This is a genomic window from Streptomyces sp. NPDC090083 (assembly GCF_044747445.1).
GTDB lineage: Bacteria > Actinomycetota > Actinomycetes > Streptomycetales > Streptomycetaceae > Streptomyces.
Window position 1 is genome coordinate 330,716 of sequence record NZ_JBIVED010000008.1, and the last position, 19,419, is coordinate 350,134.

Annotated in this window: 18 protein-coding genes; 7 read left to right on the forward strand and 11 right to left on the reverse strand. The window is 72.0% G+C overall.

The genetic code is table 11. The features are described from left to right. The first annotated feature begins 161 nt into the window (after positions 1-161). Entirely contained in the window at positions 162-764 is a 603-nt protein-coding gene (locus tag ACIPTO_RS27995) for a hypothetical protein (protein WP_366321454.1), read from the forward strand. A 166-nt stretch (positions 765-930) separates the two neighbouring features. Here ACIPTO_RS27995 and ACIPTO_RS28000 read toward each other — a convergent pair whose 3' ends face one another. After that, positions 931-1,734, reverse strand: coding sequence for a G1 family glutamic endopeptidase (locus ACIPTO_RS28000; RefSeq protein WP_401196594.1), 804 nt, complete (start codon positions 1,732-1,734; stop codon positions 931-933). A 237-nt stretch (positions 1,735-1,971) separates the two neighbouring features. Between ACIPTO_RS28000 and ACIPTO_RS28005 the strand changes: the two genes are divergently transcribed. The 3 genes from ACIPTO_RS28005 to ACIPTO_RS28015 all read left to right on the forward strand — a co-directional run bounded on the left by ACIPTO_RS28005 (position 1,972) and on the right by ACIPTO_RS28015 (position 4,906). After that, positions 1,972-2,916: a hypothetical protein gene (locus ACIPTO_RS28005; RefSeq protein ID WP_401196597.1), complete on the forward strand. Its 945-nt coding sequence runs from the start codon at positions 1,972-1,974 to the stop codon at positions 2,914-2,916. A gap of 50 nt (positions 2,917-2,966) precedes the next feature. Further along, positions 2,967-3,725 (forward strand): 3-keto-5-aminohexanoate cleavage protein, encoded by a 759-nt coding sequence (locus tag ACIPTO_RS28010; RefSeq protein ID WP_401196599.1) that lies wholly within the window; start codon positions 2,967-2,969, stop codon positions 3,723-3,725. Between the two features lie 113 nt (positions 3,726-3,838). Continuing rightward, the gene (locus tag ACIPTO_RS28015) at positions 3,839-4,906 is read left to right on the forward strand and encodes an RNA ligase (ATP) (protein WP_366321462.1); all 1,068 of its coding nucleotides are present in this window, start codon (positions 3,839-3,841) and stop codon (positions 4,904-4,906) included. 49 nt (positions 4,907-4,955) lie between these two features. Here the strand turns inward: ACIPTO_RS28015 and soxR are convergent, their stop codons facing one another. Then, a complete protein-coding gene (gene soxR / locus ACIPTO_RS28020; protein ID WP_401196602.1) occupies positions 4,956-5,480 on the reverse strand; it encodes a redox-sensitive transcriptional activator SoxR in 525 nt (174 codons plus the stop codon). 125 nt (positions 5,481-5,605) lie between these two features. Here soxR and ACIPTO_RS28025 point away from each other — a divergent pair, with 125 nt between their 5' ends. Then, complete coding sequence (locus ACIPTO_RS28025; RefSeq protein ID WP_366321466.1) at positions 5,606-6,067, forward strand: MaoC family dehydratase; 462 nt, start codon at positions 5,606-5,608, stop codon at positions 6,065-6,067. A 27-nt stretch (positions 6,068-6,094) separates the two neighbouring features. On the opposite strand, the gene ACIPTO_RS28030 is transcribed toward ACIPTO_RS28025, so the two are convergent. The 3 genes from ACIPTO_RS28030 to ACIPTO_RS28040 form a co-directional block, all read right to left on the reverse strand. Continuing rightward, on the reverse strand, positions 6,095-6,718 hold the full coding sequence (locus ACIPTO_RS28030) for a TetR/AcrR family transcriptional regulator (RefSeq protein ID WP_401196606.1): 624 nt from the start codon (positions 6,716-6,718) through the stop codon (positions 6,095-6,097). A gap of 73 nt (positions 6,719-6,791) precedes the next feature. Further along, positions 6,792-7,079 carry a YiaA/YiaB family inner membrane protein gene (locus ACIPTO_RS28035; protein WP_366321470.1) on the reverse strand — a complete coding sequence of 96 codons (288 nt, stop codon included), beginning with the start codon at positions 7,077-7,079 and terminating at the stop codon, positions 6,792-6,794. Positions 7,080-7,172: 93 nt separating this feature from the next. Continuing rightward, complete coding sequence (locus ACIPTO_RS28040) at positions 7,173-8,327, reverse strand: acyl-CoA dehydrogenase family protein (protein WP_401196608.1); 1,155 nt, start codon at positions 8,325-8,327, stop codon at positions 7,173-7,175. Positions 8,328-8,420: 93 nt separating this feature from the next. On the opposite strand from ACIPTO_RS28040, the gene ACIPTO_RS28045 reads away from it, so the two are divergent. After that, positions 8,421-9,059, forward strand: coding sequence for a TetR/AcrR family transcriptional regulator (locus ACIPTO_RS28045; protein WP_401196611.1), 639 nt, complete (start codon positions 8,421-8,423; stop codon positions 9,057-9,059). Between the two features lie 151 nt (positions 9,060-9,210). Next, positions 9,211-10,179: a DMT family transporter gene (locus tag ACIPTO_RS28050; RefSeq protein ID WP_401196614.1), complete on the forward strand. Its 969-nt coding sequence runs from the start codon at positions 9,211-9,213 to the stop codon at positions 10,177-10,179. Between the two features lie 12 nt (positions 10,180-10,191). Here the strand turns inward: ACIPTO_RS28050 and ACIPTO_RS28055 are convergent, their stop codons facing one another. The 6 genes from ACIPTO_RS28055 to ACIPTO_RS28080 all read right to left on the reverse strand — a co-directional run bounded on the left by ACIPTO_RS28055 (position 10,192) and on the right by ACIPTO_RS28080 (position 19,350). After that, on the reverse strand, positions 10,192-11,274 hold the full coding sequence (locus ACIPTO_RS28055; RefSeq protein ID WP_366321478.1) for a Zn-dependent alcohol dehydrogenase: 1,083 nt from the start codon (positions 11,272-11,274) through the stop codon (positions 10,192-10,194). 18 nt (positions 11,275-11,292) lie between these two features. Then, positions 11,293-12,681, reverse strand: a complete 1,389-nt coding sequence (locus ACIPTO_RS28060; RefSeq protein ID WP_401196617.1) for an aldehyde dehydrogenase family protein — start codon at positions 12,679-12,681, stop codon at positions 11,293-11,295. Positions 12,682-12,810: 129 nt separating this feature from the next. After that, positions 12,811-14,145, reverse strand: coding sequence for an ABC transporter ATP-binding protein (locus tag ACIPTO_RS28065; RefSeq protein ID WP_401196619.1), 1,335 nt, complete (start codon positions 14,143-14,145; stop codon positions 12,811-12,813). 173 nt (positions 14,146-14,318) lie between these two features. After that, positions 14,319-15,542 carry an MFS transporter gene (locus ACIPTO_RS28070; protein ID WP_401196622.1) on the reverse strand — a complete coding sequence of 408 codons (1,224 nt, stop codon included), beginning with the start codon at positions 15,540-15,542 and terminating at the stop codon, positions 14,319-14,321. A 38-nt stretch (positions 15,543-15,580) separates the two neighbouring features. Next, positions 15,581-16,987 (reverse strand): citrate:proton symporter, encoded by a 1,407-nt coding sequence (locus ACIPTO_RS28075; RefSeq protein WP_366321486.1) that lies wholly within the window; start codon positions 16,985-16,987, stop codon positions 15,581-15,583. 122 nt (positions 16,988-17,109) lie between these two features. Beyond that, positions 17,110-19,350, reverse strand: a complete 2,241-nt coding sequence (locus tag ACIPTO_RS28080; RefSeq protein ID WP_401196625.1) for a molybdopterin oxidoreductase family protein — start codon at positions 19,348-19,350, stop codon at positions 17,110-17,112. Between the last annotated feature and the right edge of the window lie 69 nt (positions 19,351-19,419).

Genomic DNA, 19,419 nt, shown 5'->3' on the forward strand with positions numbered 1-19,419 from the left:
ATGAACATGCGTCAAGTTTTGGATCGGGGCAAGCGGCTTATGGGGGGCATCGGAAATCGGATGGAGCCAAATCGCTTGTCGATACGTCTATTCGGCGACGTCCGTTCGACGACGCCGAGGTGACCGAAGTACAGGTGCAGGTGTGACGGAGGTGCAGGGCGATGGCCGGTTTCCGGAGTCTGGCGAGACAGGTGCGAGACCCTCGGTGCGATCTGGCGCTTCGGCGCTACTCGCTGCGCAAGTGCCTTGAGCGGTTCGCCCCTTATGGGCACAGGGCGACCTGGGACCACTTGTGCTCCCGGGCCGGGTTCGGACCCGAGGACCGCTCCCCCGACCCGGCGCGGCTCGTGGCCGCACTGGACGAACTGGAGGAAGCGCGCAAGGTCTGGCTCGCCTACGAGGTCCAATTCGCCGAGCGTCGCAAGAAGGAGAAGCACGACGGGCTCCGCCGCCCGGGAACCGTGGACGACTGGCACCGGCTGACCTGGGGCGGCTTCGGCGTCGCCTGGTGCGACGACCCACGCCTCCACCCCCGTGAACCCCTCGCCGAGGTGCTCCGCCGGCTGATCGCCGCACTGGAGCGCGCACCGGGTTCCGTGTGCCCGGTGTGCGCCGGGGAGCGCCTCCAGTGGAAGTACGACCTGGCCCACGAACCCTCCTCGGGTCCGGTCTGCACGGACTGCGGCATCGTCGTACCGCGTCCGGTGCTCACACCCGAGGCACTGGCGTACGCCAGGCGCGGACGGCTGCTGATGTCGGCCTGAACCGGGCGGATCGAAGAAGGGCGCCAGGGGTGCGCCGGGGATGCCGCACCCCCTTTTCCGACCCGGGTCGACACGGGTCGGCTCAGCCGCTTTGCGCTTGCCGGTGCAACGGCGGAGGCTGCCGACGGCGTTCCGTCGACAGCCCCCGGCCGGCGCGCCGCAGGGGTCAGCTGGCCTTCCAGACGTCGGCGAAGCTGCCGCCGGAGATCGAGCCGGGCTGGGCCCGTACGGCGGAGCTGCTGCTCTTCGTCATGACGATCTCGTTCGGCGAGTAGGTGTCCAGGTTGCTGCCGTTCGCCTTGGCGCCGGTGAAGTTCACGGTGCCGAAGTTGGCGAGGCTCGCGACCGAGCCGCCGACCTCGGGGGCCTCGGCGATGACCTCGGCGGAGGCGTTCTTGAAGCCGGACGAGCCGGCGTGCGTGGTGGTCTTCGTCCAGCCCTCGGTGGAGTCGGCGAGGGTCATGGTGAAGGTCGAGCCGGTGTAGGTCACCGTCGCGGTGAACTTGTCGCCGCCCTTGACCGTGACACCGGAGTACGCGCTCTCGGAGGCGGGCAGTACCTCCCACCAGGCGCCGTAGGTCGCCCTGCCGCCGATGCAGTCGGCTTCCGTACCGGTCTGCTCCAGCGCGGAGTTGCTGTACCCGTCGAGGCCGACCCAGAACGAGGAGTACGTGGTGGCCGACGAGCAGCTGACGCTCGGCTGGGTCCAGGACGAGGTGACCGAGGTGTACGCGCCGGTCGAGCCCGTGGCCGCGTAGCCGGACCAGTTGGTGGAGGAGACGGTGGCGTTGACCTTGCCGGGCCGCGCGAGCCCGTGCAGGGCGTGACTCTCGTGGCTGGCTATGGACTGGGTGAGCTGGGCCGGGGTGTGCGCGGCGCCCGGGGCGGCCGCGAGCGCGGGTGTCGCGAGGGCGGCGGTGAGGGCGGTGGCGCTGACGAGAACGAACCCGGCGGAAGATCTCGGGGACATGACTCTCCGTCATTCGAGGGGTGGGGGGCTGCCGTGGCGGCAGTGCACAGCAGCTTCCGCGCGCCCTCATGTGCATGGCAAGACGGACAAGTTCCTTCAGTCTTGCGGGAATTGGCAGCGCAACACCCGGGAAACCTCACAGGTTCGTTCAAGATTGATCCATCACTGGGCAAGACTGACCAAACTTCAGGCCAACGCCCTTCCGCCCCACGACGCCCCTGACTTGAGCTGGAGTACGTGAATTCCAGACTGGAGGACCCCGCGTCCGGTACCGGGGCGATGCCGTTCCACGAGGCGTTGCGGGCGGCCATCGCGGCGAGCGGGCTCAGCCTGGACCGCATTCAGGACCGGCTGTCGCGGCGCGGCACCCCGGTGGCGCCCGCGACGCTCAGCTCCTGGCAGTCCGGCCGCTACCAACCCGAGCGGCAACGGTCGTTGGCCGCGCTCGCCGTACTGGAAGACGTCCTACGGCTGCCGCCCGGCGCGCTGACCGGGCTGCTCGGCCCGCCCCGGCCCCGCGGACGCTGGCTGCCGCCGGACGGCCACCACCCCGATCTCGCCCGGGCCTGGTCGGACCACCACGACCTCACCGCCGCCCTCGGCGCGCTGGACACCCGCTGGGACGACAGCCTGACCCGGCTCAGCTGTCACAACCGGGTGGACGTGGACGCCGACCGCCGGGTCCGCTCGCTGACCAGCAGGCGGGTGCTGCGCGCGGAGGCGGACGGCGCGGACCGGTGGATCGCCGTGTACCGCCTCGACACCCCGGGCCCCGGCCCGCTCCCCCGCTTCCGGCTGGCGGCACCGGCGCGACTCGGCACGGTCCTCGAAATGCCCGAAGAGGGGCTCGTGGCAGCCGAGTTGCTCTTCGACAGCCCGCTGTCACGCGGCGAGACCGTGATCGTCGACTACACCGTCGAACACCGTGACCAGCGCCCCTACTCCCAGCGCGCCGAGACCACCATCCACGTCCCGATGCGCGAACACCTCCTGGAGGTCCGCTTCGCCAAGGAGTGCCTGCCGCGCACCTGTTACTCCTTCCGCACCAACGGCCTCGATCACCGGCCCCGCACCGGACGGCCGCGCGAACACCGGCTCCGGGTCGACGCGTCGGGCTCGGTGCACGCGGTGGCGTTGGGCGCGGGGCCCTGCCGGGTGGGCATCCGGTGGGTGTGGGGGTGAGGAGGTCCGGGCGCGGGGCGGTTGTCAGTGGCGGGTGACACCATCGGGGCATGGTGCAGGTATGTCTCAACGGGACCCGTGGTCCCGCCGACGGCTGGATGGTGCCGGTCTCGCCCGGGGCGTTGGCCGATGCCGCGGTGGAGGCCGTCGCGGCCGGGGCCACGGACGTCCACCTCCATCCCAAGACCCCGTGCGGGCATGACACGTTGTCGCCGCGGGTCCTCGCGGTGACGCTGGAAGCGATCCGGGCACGGGTGTCGGTCCCGATCGGCGTGACCACGGGCGCGTGGGCGGAACCGGACCCGGTGGCGAGAGCGGAGCGGATCCGCACCTGGACGACCCTCCCGGACCACGCCTCGGTCAACTGGCACGAGCCGGGCGCCGAAGAGGTGGCAACCGCCCTGCTGGACCGGGGCGTCGGCGTGGAGGCGGGCATCTGGTCCGGCACGGACGGCGCGGCCCGCTTCACCGCCTCACCGCTCCGCACCAGGGTCCTGCGGATCCTCGCGGAGGTGACGGACCCCGCCGAGGGCGCCGCCGAGAACGCCTCCGAGGAGGAGAACACCTCCGAGGCGACCGCACGCGCCCTCCTCGCCGCCCTCACCTGCGACCACGGCCGCCCGGTCCTGCTCCACGGAGAGAACGCGAGCGCCTGGCCGGTCCTCCGCCTCGCGGCCCGGCTGGGCCTCGCGACCCGCATCGGCCTGGAGGACACCCTCCTCCTCCCGAACGGCGAACGGGCCTCGTCCAACGCCCAGTTGGTGGCGGAGGGGCTGGCGCAGTACGGGGCGGCCCGGCGCTCGTCGTAGGGCCGCGCCGCCGCCCCGCCGAAGCTAGCAGCCGCAAATCCGGTCGCTCCACCCCTTTTGGCTCAGGACAGTTGAGGGCGATGAAACCCCGCTGAGGAACCCGAGGAGCCCCGATGTCGACGCTGCGCGTCACCGCGGAAGTGCTGACCGTGCACGAGCACCCGAACGCCGACGCCCTTGAGCTGGCGCAGGTCGGGCTGTACCGGGCCGTGGTCGCGAAGGGCGCGTTCCGCACCGGTGACACCGCCGTCTACATCCCCGAACAGGCCGTGCTGCCGGGCGGGTTGATCGAGGAGCTGGGGCTCACCGGGCGCCTCGCGGGGAGCGGCTCCGACCGGGTCAGGGCGGTGCGGCTGCGCGGTGAGCTGTCGCAGGGGATCGTGTGCCGGCCGAAGGCCCTCGCCGATGTGGATCTGGACCGGGCCGCCCGGGACGGCACCGACTTCGCGGAGCGCCTCGGCATCGTGAAGTGGGTGCCGCCGATCCCGCCCACGATGAACGGCGACGTCGAGCACGCGCCCGATCTGCTGCCCTGGGTGGACATCGAGAACATCCAGCGGTTTCCCGGGATCTTCGCACCGGGCGAGGCCGTGGTCCTGACCGAGAAACTCCACGGCTCCGCCTGCCTGTTGACGTATGTCGCCGAGCAGGGTCGCGTGCACGTCTCCTCCAAGGGCTTCGGCGCCAAGTCCCTCGCCCTGAAGGAGGATCCGCGCAACCTCTACTGGCGAGCCGTCCGCGGCCACGGCGTCCCCGAGGCCGCCGCCCGTCTCGCCGAACGGCTCGGCGCCCGCCGGGTCGGCATCTTCGGCGAGGTCTACGGCGCGGGCGTACAGGACCTGGCCTACGGCGCCGACGGCCGCCGCGAGACGCTCGGGTACGCCGTGTTCGACGTCTCCGCCGAGATCGACGGGGTCGTCCGGTGGCTGGACGCCGCCCGACTCCTCGACGGCGAGCTGCCGTTGGTGCCCCGGCTGTACGAGGGACCGTTCGGCATCGAGCGGGTGCTGGAGGTCGCGAGCGGGCGGGAGACCGTGTCCGGGCGGGGGCTGCACCTGCGCGAGGGGGTCGTGATCCGTCCGGCGACCGAGCGGTACAGCGCGGTGACCGGCGGACGGGCCATCGCCAAGGCCGTCAGCCCGGCGTACCTCACGCGGAAGGGCGGCACCGAGTTCGAGTGACCTCGGCCGCGCTCCGCCGCGCTCCCTGGCACGCCTCGGCCGCCGGACTCTAGTCCTGGACCCCGTCCCGGTCCTGGTCCTGGTCCTCGGCCCGGGGCGTGCGTCCCTTTCCGCGCTCGCCCCGTTCCGTCATCAGCCGCGAACCCGCGCCCCGCTCGCCCACCACGTCGTCCGGGTTGGAGAGCACGCAGGCCGACAGGGAGAGGCAGCCGCAGCCGATGCAGTCGGTGAGGTGGTCGCGGAGCCGGTTGAGCTGCTTGATGCGCTCGTCGAGTTCGGAACGCCAGGCCTCGGAGAGGCGCGCCCAGTCCTCGCGGGTCGGGGTGCGCTCCTCGGGGAGTTCGGCGAGCGCCTCGCGGATCGTGGCCAGCGGGATGCCGACGCGCTGCGCGGCCCGCACGAAGGCGACCCGGCGCAGGGTGTCGCGGGTGTAGCGGCGCTGGTTGCCCGTGGTGCGGCTGCTGCTGATCAGGCCCTTGGCCTCGTAGAAGTGCAGCGCGGAGACGGCGGCTCCGCTGCGTGCGGCGAGTTGGCCGACCGTCAGCTCGTGGATCTTCATCGGGATCTGAGGCACCCGTCAGAGCCTACCCACCGCGTCCCGCCCGTGGTCCGTTGACAGGGGCTCCGCGGCCGACCATGCTAAGCAGTTGCTTAGGTATATGACGACGTACTGGATGACGTGAGAGGCCGGGACAGGACATGGCAGAGCCGAGGATCTTCACCTCCGTCGACGACCTGCGGGCGGCGGTCGGCGAGCAGTTGGGGCACACCGACTGGCTGGAGGTCGACCAGAAGCGGATCGACCTGTTCGCGGAGGCGACGGGCGACCACCAGTGGATCCACGTGGACCCGGAGAAGGCGGCGGCCGGCCCGTTCGGGACGACCATCGCGCACGGCTACCTCACCCTGTCGCTGCTCCCGCTCTTCGGTCCGCAGCTGATCAAGGTCGAGGGCGTGACGATGGGCGTCAACTACGGGACGAACAAGGTCCGTTTCCCCGCCCCGGTCCCGGTCGACTCCCGGCTGCGCGCCACCGCGACGATCACCGGCGTCGACGACGTCCCGGGCGGCGTCCAGGTGACCGTCGCGTTCACCGTGGAACGCGAGGGCGGCGACAAGCCGGTCTGCGTGGCCGAGTCGGTGTCGCGCTACTACCTCTGAGCCGCACCGGCTCCCGTACCGCGAGGACTACTCGGACCCCACCATCCGGAGCACGAGGTCGGCGTAGAGCGCGCCGACCTCGTCCGGTGTCCGGGGGCCGTCGAGGCTGAACCAGCGGGCCACGTCGATGCACAGCGAGAGGATCGCGAGGGTGGTGCCCTTCACGTCGGGCACGTCGAAGGAGCCGTCGGCCACTCCGTCCTCGACGATGCCGCGTACCTCGGCGTCGACCTGCCGGCGCAGCGCGAGGATCTCGGCGCGGGCGTCCGGGCCGAGCGAGTCGAGTTCGTACTGCACGACCCGCGCGGTGGTGCGCCCGCCCGCGTGCCAGCGCACGAAGGAGCAGACGGCGTCCGCGAGCCGCTCGGCGGCGCTGCCCTCGCGCCCCGCCGCCGTCCGCAGGATGTCGAGGGCCTTCTCGTGGCCGATCCTGCTGATCCGGTGGAGCAGCTCTTCCTTGGTCTTGTAGTGGATGTAGAGCGCGGCCGGGCTCATGCCGGCGCGGCCCGCGATGTCCCGGGTGGTCGTCGCGTGGTAGCCGCGCTCGGCGAAGGCCTCCACGGCGGCGATCAGCAGCCGCCGGGCCGCGTCGGGCGTGACCTCGGCCCAGGCCTGCGGGTCGCCCGCGGTCGTCTCCTCCGCCGTACTCATCGCTCGTGAACCCCTCTCGGTGACAAGGGGTCCACCATACCGCCGAACCTGAGCGAGCGCTTAGTCCGGCCGCTCAGAGCTTGTCGAAGGGGTCGTGCTCGGCGAGGAGCTTCTCCAACCTGGCCTGGTCGACCCGGCTGACGATCTGGCCCACCTCCTGGCGGTCGCGGACCACCTTGGCGAGCGTGAAGGCGGACGTGACGAGGTAGAGGACGGCGATCCCGAGGAAGGCCCGCACCCAGGTGTCGGCGTGCAGCTGGAAGATGCCGATGGCGGTCGCCGCGAGGGCGATCGCGAAGGAGGCGACGGCCTGGCCGTGATAGGCGGCCGTGGTCTGCTGTTTGACCGGTGTGTCACTCATGGGTCCACGATGCGGCGGACGTGGCCTCCGCCACATCCGCGCGGATACTCAGCTCGCGTACTCAGAGCGGGCCTTCGCGGGGAAGGACCCGTCTCAGAACGCGGAGACGCCCGTCAGCGCGCGCCCGATGAGCAGCTTCTGGATCTGGCTGGTGCCCTCGTAGAGGGTCATCACCCGGGCGTCGCGCAGCAGCTTGCCCGCCGGGTACTCGTCGATGTAGCCGTAGCCGCCGAAGACCTGGAGCGCGTTGTTGGCGGCGCGCACGGCGGCCTCCGAGGCGAAGAGCTTGGCCTTGGAGGACTCGGTGGCGAAGGGCAGGCCGCGGTCGACGAAGTCGGCGACGCGCCAGGTCAGCAGGCGGGCCGCGTCCACGTCGACGGCGATGTCGCTGATCAGTTCCTGGACGAGCTGGTGCTGTGCGATGGGCTTGCCGAACTGCTCGCGCTCACCGGCGTAGCGGAGCGCCGCGTCGAGCGCGGCCTGTGCGATGCCGACGCAGCCCGCCGCGACCGACATCCGGCCCTTCGCCAGCGCCGACATGGCGACCGAGAAGCCCTTGCCCTCGGGGGCGAGCATCGCGGAGGCGGGGACGCGCACGTCCTCCAGGACGATCTCGGCGGTGGCCTGGCCGCGCAGGCCGAGCTTGCCGTGGACGGTGCGGCGGGTCAGGCCCGGGGTGTCGGTCGGCACGAGGAACGCGGAGACGCCCTTGTGTCCCGGGGCGTCGGTCGAGCGCGCGAAGAGCAGCACCACGTCGGCCCAGGTGCCGTTCGTGATGAACATCTTGGTGCCGTTGACGACGTAGTCGCCCCCGTCGGTGCGGACGGCGCGGGTGGTGAGGTTGCCGGCGTCGGAACCGGTGCCGGGTTCGGTGAGACCGAAGCAGCCGACGTACTCGCCCGAGGTGAGTCCGGGCAGCCAGCGGCGCTTCTGCTCCTCGTTCCCCCAGGCCGCGATCGACTTCGCGACCAGCCCGAGCGACACGGAGACGATGCCGCGCACGGAGGAGTCGCCCCGGCCGAGTTCCTCGGTGACCAGGCAGTACGCGAGGTGGTCGCCGCCCGAGCCGCCGTACTCCTCGTCGATGGTCAGGCCCAGGAAGCCGACTCCGCCGAGCTTCTTGACGATCGCGCGGTCGACCTCCTCGGCGCGGTCCCAGGCGATGACGTGCGGGGCGACCTCGCGGTCCACGAAGTCCTTGGCGAGCCGCCGTACGGCTTCCTGCTCCTCGCTCAGTCCCAGGTTCATCGCGTGTCACCCCAAGTGGAAGGCCGTACAGCAACTGCTGCACATTTAAATTAGCACTGCTAGTTTGACTCTCGCAGCCCTACTATGTGCGGCATGGCCCGACCGCGCAAGCCCCTTCTCAGTACCGACCGGATCGTCGAGACGGCCCGGGTGCTGGTGGACGCGGAGGGCCTCGCGGCCGTGTCCACCCGGCGGCTCGCCGCGGAGCTGGGGGTGAGCGGACCCTCGCTCTACAACCACTTCCGCACGAAGGACCAGATCCTGGAGGCGGTGGCCGACTCGGTCAGCGCACAGGTCGATCTGTCGATGTTCTCGGACGGGCGCGACTGGCGCACGGCACTGCACGACTGGGCCGTGTCGTACCGGTCCGCCCTGCGCGACCATCCGAACATCGTGCCCGTGCTGGCGACGGGCCCCGGGCGGCGCCCCGCCGGGCTGCGGCTCGCGGACGCGGTCTACGGCGCGATGGTCGACGCGGGATGGCCCGCGGCTCAGGCCACGTCGATCGGGGCGTTGATGCGGTACTTCATCATGGGGTCCGCGCTGGGGTCGTTCGCCGGGGGGTTCGTGGACGACGAGAGTGCGTACGATCCCGCGGACTATCCGCATCTCGGGCAGGCGCATCTCCTCGCCGAGCAGCAGGAGAAGGTGGACGAGCGGGCCTTCGAGGTGGGGCTCGCCGCGTTGCTGGACGGGCTGGCGGGGCAGTTCGCCGAGGTGGTCCAGGGGTAGGGGGGCCGGGTATGGGGGGTGGGGGTTCCGTGGAGTGCCGGGTGCGGATGTGTGGGGGCTGGTCGCGCACCCGGCACACAACGGAAGCCCCCCGACGATGGCGTCCGATTTCCGCCAGCGGCGCCGCTCCTCCCCCCTCTAGCCTCGTGACATGACGAACCCCCTCCGCCGTCCCGAACGGGCGGCCGCAGCCGCAGCAGTCGTCACCGTCGTGCTCTGGGCGTCCGCCTTCGTGTCCATCCGCAGCGCGGGCTCGGCCTATTCACCGGGCGCGCTCGCCCTGGGCCGGCTGGCGAGCGGAGCGCTGGCGCTCGGGGTGATCTCCCTCGTACGACGGTCAGGAGTGCCGCCCCGCTCCGCCTGGCGCGGGATCGCGGTCTCGGGCGTGCTCTGGTTCGGGTTCTACATGGTCGTCCTGAACTGGGGTGAGCAGCAGGTCGACGCCGGTACCGCGGCCCTCGTCGTGAACATCGGGCCGATCCTCATCGCCCTGCTCGGCTCCCGGCTGCTCGGTGACGCGGTGCCGCCGCGGCTGCTGACGGGGATGGCGGTGTCGTTCGCCGGTGCGGTGACCGTGGGGCTCTCGATGTCGGGCGAGGGCGGTTCGTCCGTGCTCGGTGTCGTGCTGTGTCTGCTCGCGGCGGTCGCGTACGCCGGCGGGGTCGTCGCCCAGAAGCCGGCCCTGGCGCGGGCGAGCGCCCTCCAGGCGACGACGTTCGGGTGTCTCGTCGGCGCGGTGCTGTGCCTGCCGTTCGCCGGACAGCTGGTCGAGCAGGCCGGTGACGCGCCCGTCTCCGCCACGCTCAACATGGTCTACCTGGGCGTCTTCCCGACCGCGCTCGCCTTCACCACCTGGGCGTACGCCCTCGCCCGGACGACCGCAGGCAAGATGGGCGCGACCACGTACGCGGTGCCCGCGCTGGTCGTCCTGATGTCCTGGCTGCTGCTGGGCGAGGTGCCGGGGCTCCTCACGCTGGGAGGTGGCGTCCTGTGCCTGGCGGGTGTGGCGGTGTCGCGGTCCCGGGCACGGACGGCGGGGACCGCGGACGGCACGGACGCGGCGGCGGCTCCGGTGGTCGCGGTCGAGCCGCCGCCCGAGGAGGCGCCCGTCGGGAAGTGACCGGCAGCGCCCTCAGAAGATGACCAGCGCCCGTCCGCCCTTGCCCGCCACCATGTTCTCGAACGCGCCCGGAATCCCGTCCAGCGCGATCCGTTCCGTCACCAGCGATCCGAGGTCCAGCCGTCCGGCCCGGACGTGTTCGGCGAGCACCGGGACGTCCTTCGCCGGGTCCGAGTTGCCGTAGACGCAGCCGCTCAACGTCCTTCCCCAGTGGAAGAGTTCGAGGGCGTTGAAGGTGACCTGCTGGTCCTTGCCGCCGATGCCGACGACCGTGGTGCGGCCGCCTCGGCGGGTGGATTCCCAGGCGGTGCGGATGGTGACGGCGCGGCCCACGCACTCCACGGCCACGTCAACACCCTGTTTTCCGGTGAGGGTTCGGATCTCGCGGGCCGTGTTCTCGGAGGCGACCACGTAGTCCGTCGCCCCGGCCGCGCGCGCCAACTCCTCCTTCTCCGGGGAGACATCGACGGCGACGATCGTCGAGGCGCCCGCGATCCGGGCCGACTGGAGGGTCGACAGGCCCACTCCGCCGACGCCGAAGACGGCGACCGTCTCGCCCTCCCTGACCTGCGCCGAGTGGTGGATCGCGCCGTAGCCGGTGAGGACCGCGCAGCCGAGGAGGGCCGCGTCCGTCAGCGGGACGCCCTCCGGGAGGGGCAGGACGCAGGACGCGGCCACGACCGTCTCCTCGGCGAACGCGGCCACGTTCAGGCCGGGATGGAGGTCGCTGCCGTCGGAGGCGCGGCGGGCGTGGACATCGGCGGCGCCGTTGAGCGCGTTGGCGCAGAGCCAGACCTCGCCCAGCGCGCAGGCGTGGCAGGTGCCGCAGGACGGCGCCCAGTTGAGGATGACCGGGTCGCCCGGTGAGACATGCGTGACGCCCTCCCCCACGGACACGACCGTGCCCGCGCCCTCGTGGCCGAGGACCGCCGGGACCGGCACGCGCATGGTGCCGTTGCTGAGGGACAGGTCGGAGTGGCAGACCCCGGCGGCGGCGAGACGGACGCGGACCCGGCCGGGGCCGGGTTCCGGGAGGTCGATCTCGGCGATCTCCAACGGGGCGCCCACGGCGGGCAGTACGGCGGCGCGGACCATGTGAGGCCTCCTGGGGGTCTAGAACTGAAGGGACTTGGTCTGGAGGTACTCGGACAGCCCGTGCGCGCCGAGTTCCCGGCCCACCCCCGACTGCTTGTAACCCCCGAACGGGGCACGGGGGTTGAAGCGCCCGCCGTTGATGTCCACCTGCCCGGTCTCCAGCCGCCGTGCGAAGGCGACCGCTTCGGCCTCCTCGCCCGCCCACACCGCGCCCGCGAGGCCGTAGACCGTGCCGTTGGCGATGCGGACGGCGTCGTCCTCGTCGTCGTAGCGGAGGATCGAGAGGACCGGGCCGAAGATCTCCTCCTGGGCGATCGTCATGTCGGGGGTGACGTCGGCGAAGACGGTCGGGCTGATGAAGTAGCCCTGCCCGGCGGGTGATTCGGGGCCGCCTGCGACCAGGCGTGCGCCCTCCGCGATGCCCTTCTCGATGTAACCGCGCACCCTGGCCTGCTGCTTGGCGTTCACGACCGGGCCGATGCGGGAGCCGTACTTGGCGGCCGCGTCCGCCGCCAGCCGCACCGCCTCGTCGTACTGGTCGCGGTGGACGAGCATGCGGGTCCAGGCGCTGCATGTCTGGCCGGAGTTGGACATCACGTTGGCGACGCCGACGTTGACGGCCTTGGCGAGGTCGGCGCTCGGGAGGATGACGTTGGCGGACTTGCCGCCCAGTTCCAGGGCGACCTTCTTCACCGCGGCTCCCGCCGTCGCGCCGATCCGGCGGCCCACCGCGGTGGAGCCGGTGAAGGAGACGAGGTCCACGCCCGGGTGCTCGGCGAGGGCCTGTCCCGCGACCGGGCCGAGGCCGGTGACGAGGTTGAAGACGCCCGCGGGGACGGCCGCCTCGGCGACCGTCTCGGCGAACAACTGGGCGGTGAGCGGGGTGTCTTCGGCGGGCTTGAGCACCACCGTGCAGCCTGCGGCGAGGGCCGGGGCGACCTTGGCGACGATCTGGTGGAGGGGGTAGTTCCAGGGGGTGATCGCGCCGACCACGCCGATCGGCTCCTGGTAGACGGTCGAGTTGCCGACCTTCTCCTCGAAGGCGTGGGACGCGGCGAGTTCGGCGTACGACCCCGCGACCGCGATCGGCACGCCCGCGTGGACGGCCTGCGAGAAGGCGAGCGGGGAGCCGAGTTCGGCGGTGACGGTCTCGGCGATCTCGTCCTTGCGGGCCGCCAGCGCGTCCCGCAGCGCGGCGAGCCGGGCGGCGCGTTCGGCGGGCGGGGTGGCGGCCCAGCCCGGGAGGGCGGCACGGGCGGCCCGTACGGCGGCGTCGACGTCGGCGGCGGTTCCGGCCGGGACGCGGTCGATCACCTGCTCGTCGAGCGGGTTCACCACGTCGATGGTGTCCCCGCTCGCGGCGGGGCGCCAGGCGCCGTCGATGTACATGCCGTCGTGTGCCTTCATCGTGGTGCCTCCCGGGCGTGACTACGTCGTCCGCCTCACAAACTAGCGATGTTAGTTTTCCGGCGCCAGAGACCACGCGTCACAGAGCCTCGGTGACGTGCCCGTTCACGCACCCGTCCGTACCGGTCGTCACTCGTCCAGGTCGGGCAGCCGCGCCGGGGCCGGGGAGATCCGGTCACCGTGCTGGTCGAAGACGAACAGATGGTCGATGTCGACGAGCAGCGGGACCTGCATGCCGTACCGGAGCTCGATGTCGGGAGTGGTGCGGACGACGAGGTCACCGGGGAGGCGGCCCTCGGGCGGTACGGGGTCGGCCAGCGCCTCCACCGCGGGGTCCAGGGCCACCACCGGACCGGCGCGCAGCGCTCCCGCGCGCTCCCGCAGCCGGCCGAGGACGCTGCCCTCGCGTCGCCGGCGGCGGACCGGGCGGGCGGGGCGCGGTGCCTCCAGCTCCGGTACGACGGCGGGCCGGGAGCCGGTGTTGAAGTGGACGAGGACCTCGTGGCCCTGGAACTCGACGTGCTCGACGAGTCCGCTGATCGCCACCTCGCCGGGGCGGGCGGCGGTCGGCTTGGCGATGCGTACGGCCTCGGAGCGCAGGCCGACGATGACCTCGCGGCCCTGCTGGACCCGGAGCAACTGGTGGTCCAGGCAGAGGGGTTCGGGCAGCCGCAGGTACTGCTTGCCGAGGCTGATGGTCATCGCGCCGTCCAGCGGGGCCCGGACCAGGCCGCGGAGGAGGTTGATGCGCGGGGTGCCGATGAACGCGGCGACGAAGACGTTGCGGGGCAGCGCGTACACCGAGCGCGGGGTGCCGACCTGCTGGAGGACCCCGCCGCGCATGACGGCGACCCGGTCGCCGAGCGACATGGCCTCGGCCTGGTCGTGGGTGACGTAGACCGTGGTGACGCCCAGCTTGCGGGTGAGGGCGGAGATCTCGGCGCGGAGGTGGTTGCGGAGTTTGGCGTCGAGGTTGGAGAGCGGCTCGTCCATGAGGAACGCGGAGGGGTGCCGGGCGATGGCGCGGCCCATGGCGACGCGCTGGCGTTCGCCGCCGGAGAGCTGGCTGGGGAAGCGCTCCAGGAGGTCCTCGATGCCCAGCATGCGGGCGGTGGCGTCGACGCGGGGCCGCGGGTCCTCGCCGGGGGTCTCGATGCGCAGCGGGAAGCCGATGTTGTCGCGGCTGGTCATGCTCGGGTAGAGGGCGAAGTTCTGGAACACCATCGCCATGTCCCGTTCGGAGGGGGCGAGTTCGTTGGACAGTTCGCCGTCGAGCCGCAGCTCGCCCTCGGTGATCTGCTCCAGGCCCGCGATCATCCGCAGGACGGTCGACTTGCCGCACCCGGACGGTCCGAGCAGGACGAGGAACTCCCCCGGCGCGATGTCCAGCGACATCCGGTCGACCACGCGGACGCCTCGCGTGTAGGCCTTGCTGACGGCGTGCAGGGAGATGGCGCGTGTCATGACGAGTGCCCCCGGGGGCTCCGCGATCCGATCACCTCGCACGGGTCGTACGAGGCTTGTGAGTCACGGAAGCTAACGGAATGTGCGCGCCGGAGGGAAGAGACCGGACGGGATCGGGCGGGTCGGTCCGGGTGGTGAGAAAACGGACGATCGCGTTCAGTCGCCGGGCCGGTTCAGCGGACCCCGTCGCGTGCCTTCAGGGGGCCGCCGACTCCCCTGCCCGCCCTGGGTGTTCGCGCCGGTGAGCGCAGTGCGACGCCCGCCGAGAGCACCAGCAGCGCGCCGAGCATCACGAACGGCGCGGCCACGCCCGCGACTCCGGCGACGAGACCCGCTCCGGCGGGTGCGGCGACCTGGCCGAGGCGGTTGCCGGTGAGCCGCAGGGCGAGGGCGGTGGAGCGCGCGCCGTCCGGGGCGGCCTGCACGACCGTCGTCATGGAAAGCGGCTGGCCCACGCCCAGGCAGAAGCCCAGGACCGCGAGCATCAGGCCGATGGCCCACACCGGGAGCGGCAGGGCGATGCCCGCGCACAGGACGCCCGCCAGGAGGCAGGTCGCGGTCAGCAGGGCCGCCCTGCCGAGGAGTCGGAGCAGCGGGGTCAGGACGAGACGGCAGGCGATGGTGGCCGCGGCGCGGACGCTGAGCAGGACGCCGATCACGGAGGGCGCGATGCCCCGGTGTTCGCCGACCACCGGGAGGTAGGCGGTGAGGATGTCGGTCGCGGAGAGCACGGAGAGGCTGATGAAGATGCCCGCGGGAACGCCCCGGGCGCCCAGGATGCTCCGCATCGGCACCGGATCACCTTGCTCCGTACGGGACTTGACGGCCGTGCGGTCCTCGATGCGCCACAGGGAGGTGAAGGAGACGGCGGCGCCCGCGCCCGCGACGAGGAGGGCGCGGGCGCTGGTGCCCGCCATGTCGGAGCCGCCGATCAGGGCGCCCGCGGCGACGGGGCCGATGAGCTGGCCGAGGGAGGCGCCGATGGTGAAGTGCCCGAAGTTGCGGTCCTGTTCGTGCGGGGCGGACTGGCGGGCGACCAGGGACTGGGCGCCGATCACGAAGCAGAGGTGGCCGAGGCCCATCACGCCGCTCCACATGGCCATCGTCCAGAGGGAGGTGGCCAGTCCGCTCAGCGCGCAGCCGCCGGAGATGAGGATGACGCCGACGGGCAGCAGGGGCGCGCAGCGGCCGTGGTCGGTGCGGCGGCCGAGCGGTACGGCGGCGAAGAGCGGGAGCAGTGCGTAGACACCGGCGATGACGCCGATGGCCCGCTCGTCGGCGCCGAGTGCGAGGGCCCGGTAGGAGACCGCGGGGCGGGCCATCGACACCGCCCCCTGCGTGAAGCTGAAGGCGATGACGAGGCGGAGCAGCCAGCCGCGGTTCCTGCCGGGCGCCATGGTGAAGTCCCTTGTGCGGTCGGTCCGATGAGGTCGGGTCAGATGATGCCGAAGAGGATTCCTGCCCCGAGCACCACCAGTGATGTCAGGGCGGCCCACTTGACGACGAACCGGGTGTGGTCGCCGAACTCGACCTTGGCCATGCCGACCAGGACGTACACGGCGGGTACCAGCGGGCTGGACATGTGCAGGGGCTGGCCGACGAGCGAGGCGCGGGCGATCTCCAGCGTCGAGACGCCGTGGGCGTTCCCCGCCTCGGCGAGCACCGGGACGATGCCGAAGTAGAAGCCGTCGTTCGACATGAAGTACGTGAGCGGGATGCTGAGCACACCGGTGACGAGGGCCATGTGCGGGCCCAGGCCGTCGGGGATGCTGTCGACCAGCCAGGTCGCCATGTGGTCGACCATGCCGGTGCCCTGGAGGACGCCGGTGAAGACGGCGGCGGCGAAGACCATGCCGGAGACGTTGAGGACGTTCTCGGCGTGGGCGCCGAGGCGGGCCTTCTGGTCGGGCATGTGGGGGAAGTTGACGGTCAGGGCGAGGGCGGCGCCGAGCAGGAAGAGGACCGGGATAGGCAGCCACTCCATGATCATGGCGGTGAGCAGGGTGACCGTGAGCAGCGCGTTGAACCAGTACAGCCCGGGCCGCAGGGTGGGCCGGTCGGGGTCGAGGCCCTGGAACCCCTCGTCCTCGTCCGGGAGTTCGGCGTCCGCGTCCGTGCCGGAGCCCGAACCACCGCCGCCGCGGGCGGGCTTGTCGCCGTCGCCGCCCGCCCCCACGAGCACCGGCTCGGTCTCCGGCTCCGGCACGAGCACCTCGTCCAGCGTGAGCACGCCGAGCCGCCTGCGCTCGCGGCGGCCGAGGACGTAGGAGAGGACGAGGACCGCCAGCATGCCGACGGCGAGTGCCGGGATCATGGGGACGAAGATGTCGCCCGCGCTGACCTTGAGGGCGGTCGCGGCGCGGGCGGTGGGGCCGCCCCAAGGGAGCGTGTTCATCACGCCGTTGGCCATCGCGGCGACGCCGGTCATCACGACGAGGCTCATCTTCAGGCGTTTGTAGAGCGGGTACATCGCCGAGACCGTGATCATGAAGGTGGTCGAGCCGTCGCCGTCCAGGGAGACGATCGCGGCGAGGAGTGCCGTACCGACCACAATGCGCAGCGGATCCGCCTTGCAGAACCTGAGGATGCCCCGCACGATCGGGTCGAAGAGACCCACGTCGATCATCACGCCGAAGTAGACGATCGCGAACATGAGCATCGCCGCGGTGGGCGCGAGGCTGGTGACGCCGTCGATGACGTAGTCGCCGAGCTTGGCGCCCTTTCCGACGACGACGCAGAACAGCGCGGGGATCAGGACGAGCGCCGCGATCGGCGACATCTTCTTCAGCATGATCAGGACCAGGAAGGTCGCGATCATGGTGAAGCCGAGGATGGTCAGCATGAGTGGAACACCTAACGTTCGCCTTTGAACTCCCACCAGGGGCGGCGGTTCGACGACGTTAGGTCGCGGCAAGCGGCGTTAACAAGACGGTGACGCGCGAGCAATAAGCGCAGAACTCCAGGTCACAGCGGTGCGGTGAGTGCGGCGACCTCCACGGGCACGCCGTTGAGGACCGCGTTGCCCGACAGCGGGTCGAGCTGGCTGCCGTCGAGGAGCTGGTTCACGTTGACGCCCGGATCGGTGGCCGCGTGGCGGAGCCGGGTGCCGGGACGGTCGTGTCCCCAGCCGTGCGGCAGGCTGACGACACCGCGCCGCAGCGCGTCGGTGATCTCGGCGGGGGCGGTCACCTCTCCCCCGGCGCCCGTCACCCGGACCGGCGCTCCGTCGACCACCCCGAGGCGTTCGGCGTCGTCGGGGTGGATGTGCAGGGTGCAGCGGTTGGTGCCGCCGGTGAGGGCGGGGACGTTGTGCATCCAGCTGTTGTTGGAACGGAGGTGCCGGCGGCCGACGAGGACGAGCCCGTCGGCGCGGTCGTCCATGGCCCGCCGGAGCCGGGGCAGGTCGTCGGCGATCGGCTGCGGCAGCAGTTCGACCTTGCCGCTGCGGGTCTTCAGGGGCTGCGGAAGGCGGGAGGCGAGCGGGCCGAGGTCGATGCCGTGCGGATGCGCGAGCAGCCGCTGAAGGGTGAGCCCGTCGGGTCGTGCGCCGAAGCCGTCGCCGTAGGGGCCGAGGCGCAGCATCATGTCGAGCCGCCGCTCGGGGCCCGTGTCACCGGTGAGCCGAAGGGCCACCTCAGCCGCGTCGCGGCCGTGGACGGGCGAGTGGGGATCCGTGACGGCCTTCCCCAGGGTCTGGTCGATCACCATCGTGTCCACGGCGGCGGGGTCGGCGCCGTGCATGCCGGTCGCGGCGAGGATCAGCCGGGCCAGGATCTCGGTCTCGGCCATCCGGCCGGGTTCCAGCGGGATCGCGGGGCGGGTGTAGCGGACCTGGTTGCGGACGGCGAGGGTGTTGAACGCGAAGTCGTGGTGCGGGCTCTGGGCGGGCGGGGGCGGCGGCAGCACGACGTCGGCGTGGCGGGCGGTCTCGTTGAGGTACGGGTCGACGCTCACCATGAAGTCGAGCGAGCCGAGGGCCTTGTCGAGGCGGGCGCCGTCGGGCGCGGAGAGCACGGGGTTGGCGGCGACGGCGATCAGCGCGCGGACCGGTTCGCCTTCGGCGGTCGCGGTGTCGATCTCCTCGGCGAGCGCGGAGAGCGGCAACTCTCCTTTGGCCTCGGGGTGTTGGCTCACCCGGGAGTGCCAGCGCCCGAGGGCGAAGCCGCGGCCGGGTCCGGCGGGCCGGGGTGTCCGGTCGGTGGCGGCCTGCGGGAAGAGGGCGCCACCGGGCCGGTCGAGGTTGCCGGTGAGGATGTTGAGGACGTCGACGAGCCAGCTGGCGAGGGTGCCGTGCGGGACGGTGCAGCTGCCGATACGGCCGTAGACGGCGGCGGTCGGGGCGGCGGCGAGTTCGCGGGCGAGGACGCGGATCTCGGCGGCGGGCACGTCGCACGCCGCTGTCACGGCCTCCGGGGTGAAGTCCCGCAGCTGTGCGCGGAGTTCCTCGACGCCCTGGACGTGTGGGGTCAACTCGCCCAGGTCCACGAGGTGTTCGTCGAAGAGGACGTGGGCCATCGCGGCGAGGAGCAGGGCGTCGCCGCCGGGCCGGACCGCGATGTGGCGGTCGGCGAGCCTGGCGGTGCGGGTGCGGCGCGGGTCGATCACGGTGAGGGTGCCGCCGCGGGCCCTGAGGGCCTTGAGCCTGCCCGGGAAGTCGGGGGCGGTGCACAGACTCCCGTTGGACTCAAGGGGGTTGGCGCCGATGAGGAGCAGGTGGTCGGTGCGGTCGAGGTCGGGCACCGGGATCGCGTTGGCGTCGCCGTAGAGCAGGCCGCAGGAGACGTGCTTGGGCATCTGGTCGACCGTGGACGCGGTGAAGACGCTGCGGGTGCCGAGGGCGCCGAGCAGCACCTGCGGGTAGAGGGCGCCGGCCATGGTGTGCACGTTGGGGTTGCCGAGGACGACCCCGACGGCGTGCGGGCCGTGCCGCTCGACGACGGGGCGCAGGCTGGCCGCGACCGCGTCGAAGGCCTCCTCCCAGGTGGCCTCGCGCAGTTCGCCGTCCCGGCGCACGAGCGGGGTGCGCAGCCGGTCGGGGTCGGCGTCGACGGCGCCGAAGGAGGCACCCTTCGGGCAGATGAAGCCGCGGCTGAACACGTCGTCGCGGTCACCCCGGGCGCCGGTCACCCGGGTGCCCTCGATGGTGAGGGTCAGCCCGCAGGTGGCTTCGCACAGCGGGCAGATGCGCAGGGCGGTGCGGGACACGGGGCCTCCCATGGGCGACTTTGCCTCTTCGCGGCGAGCATACCGACCGGTATGGACGGTGGCGAGGGG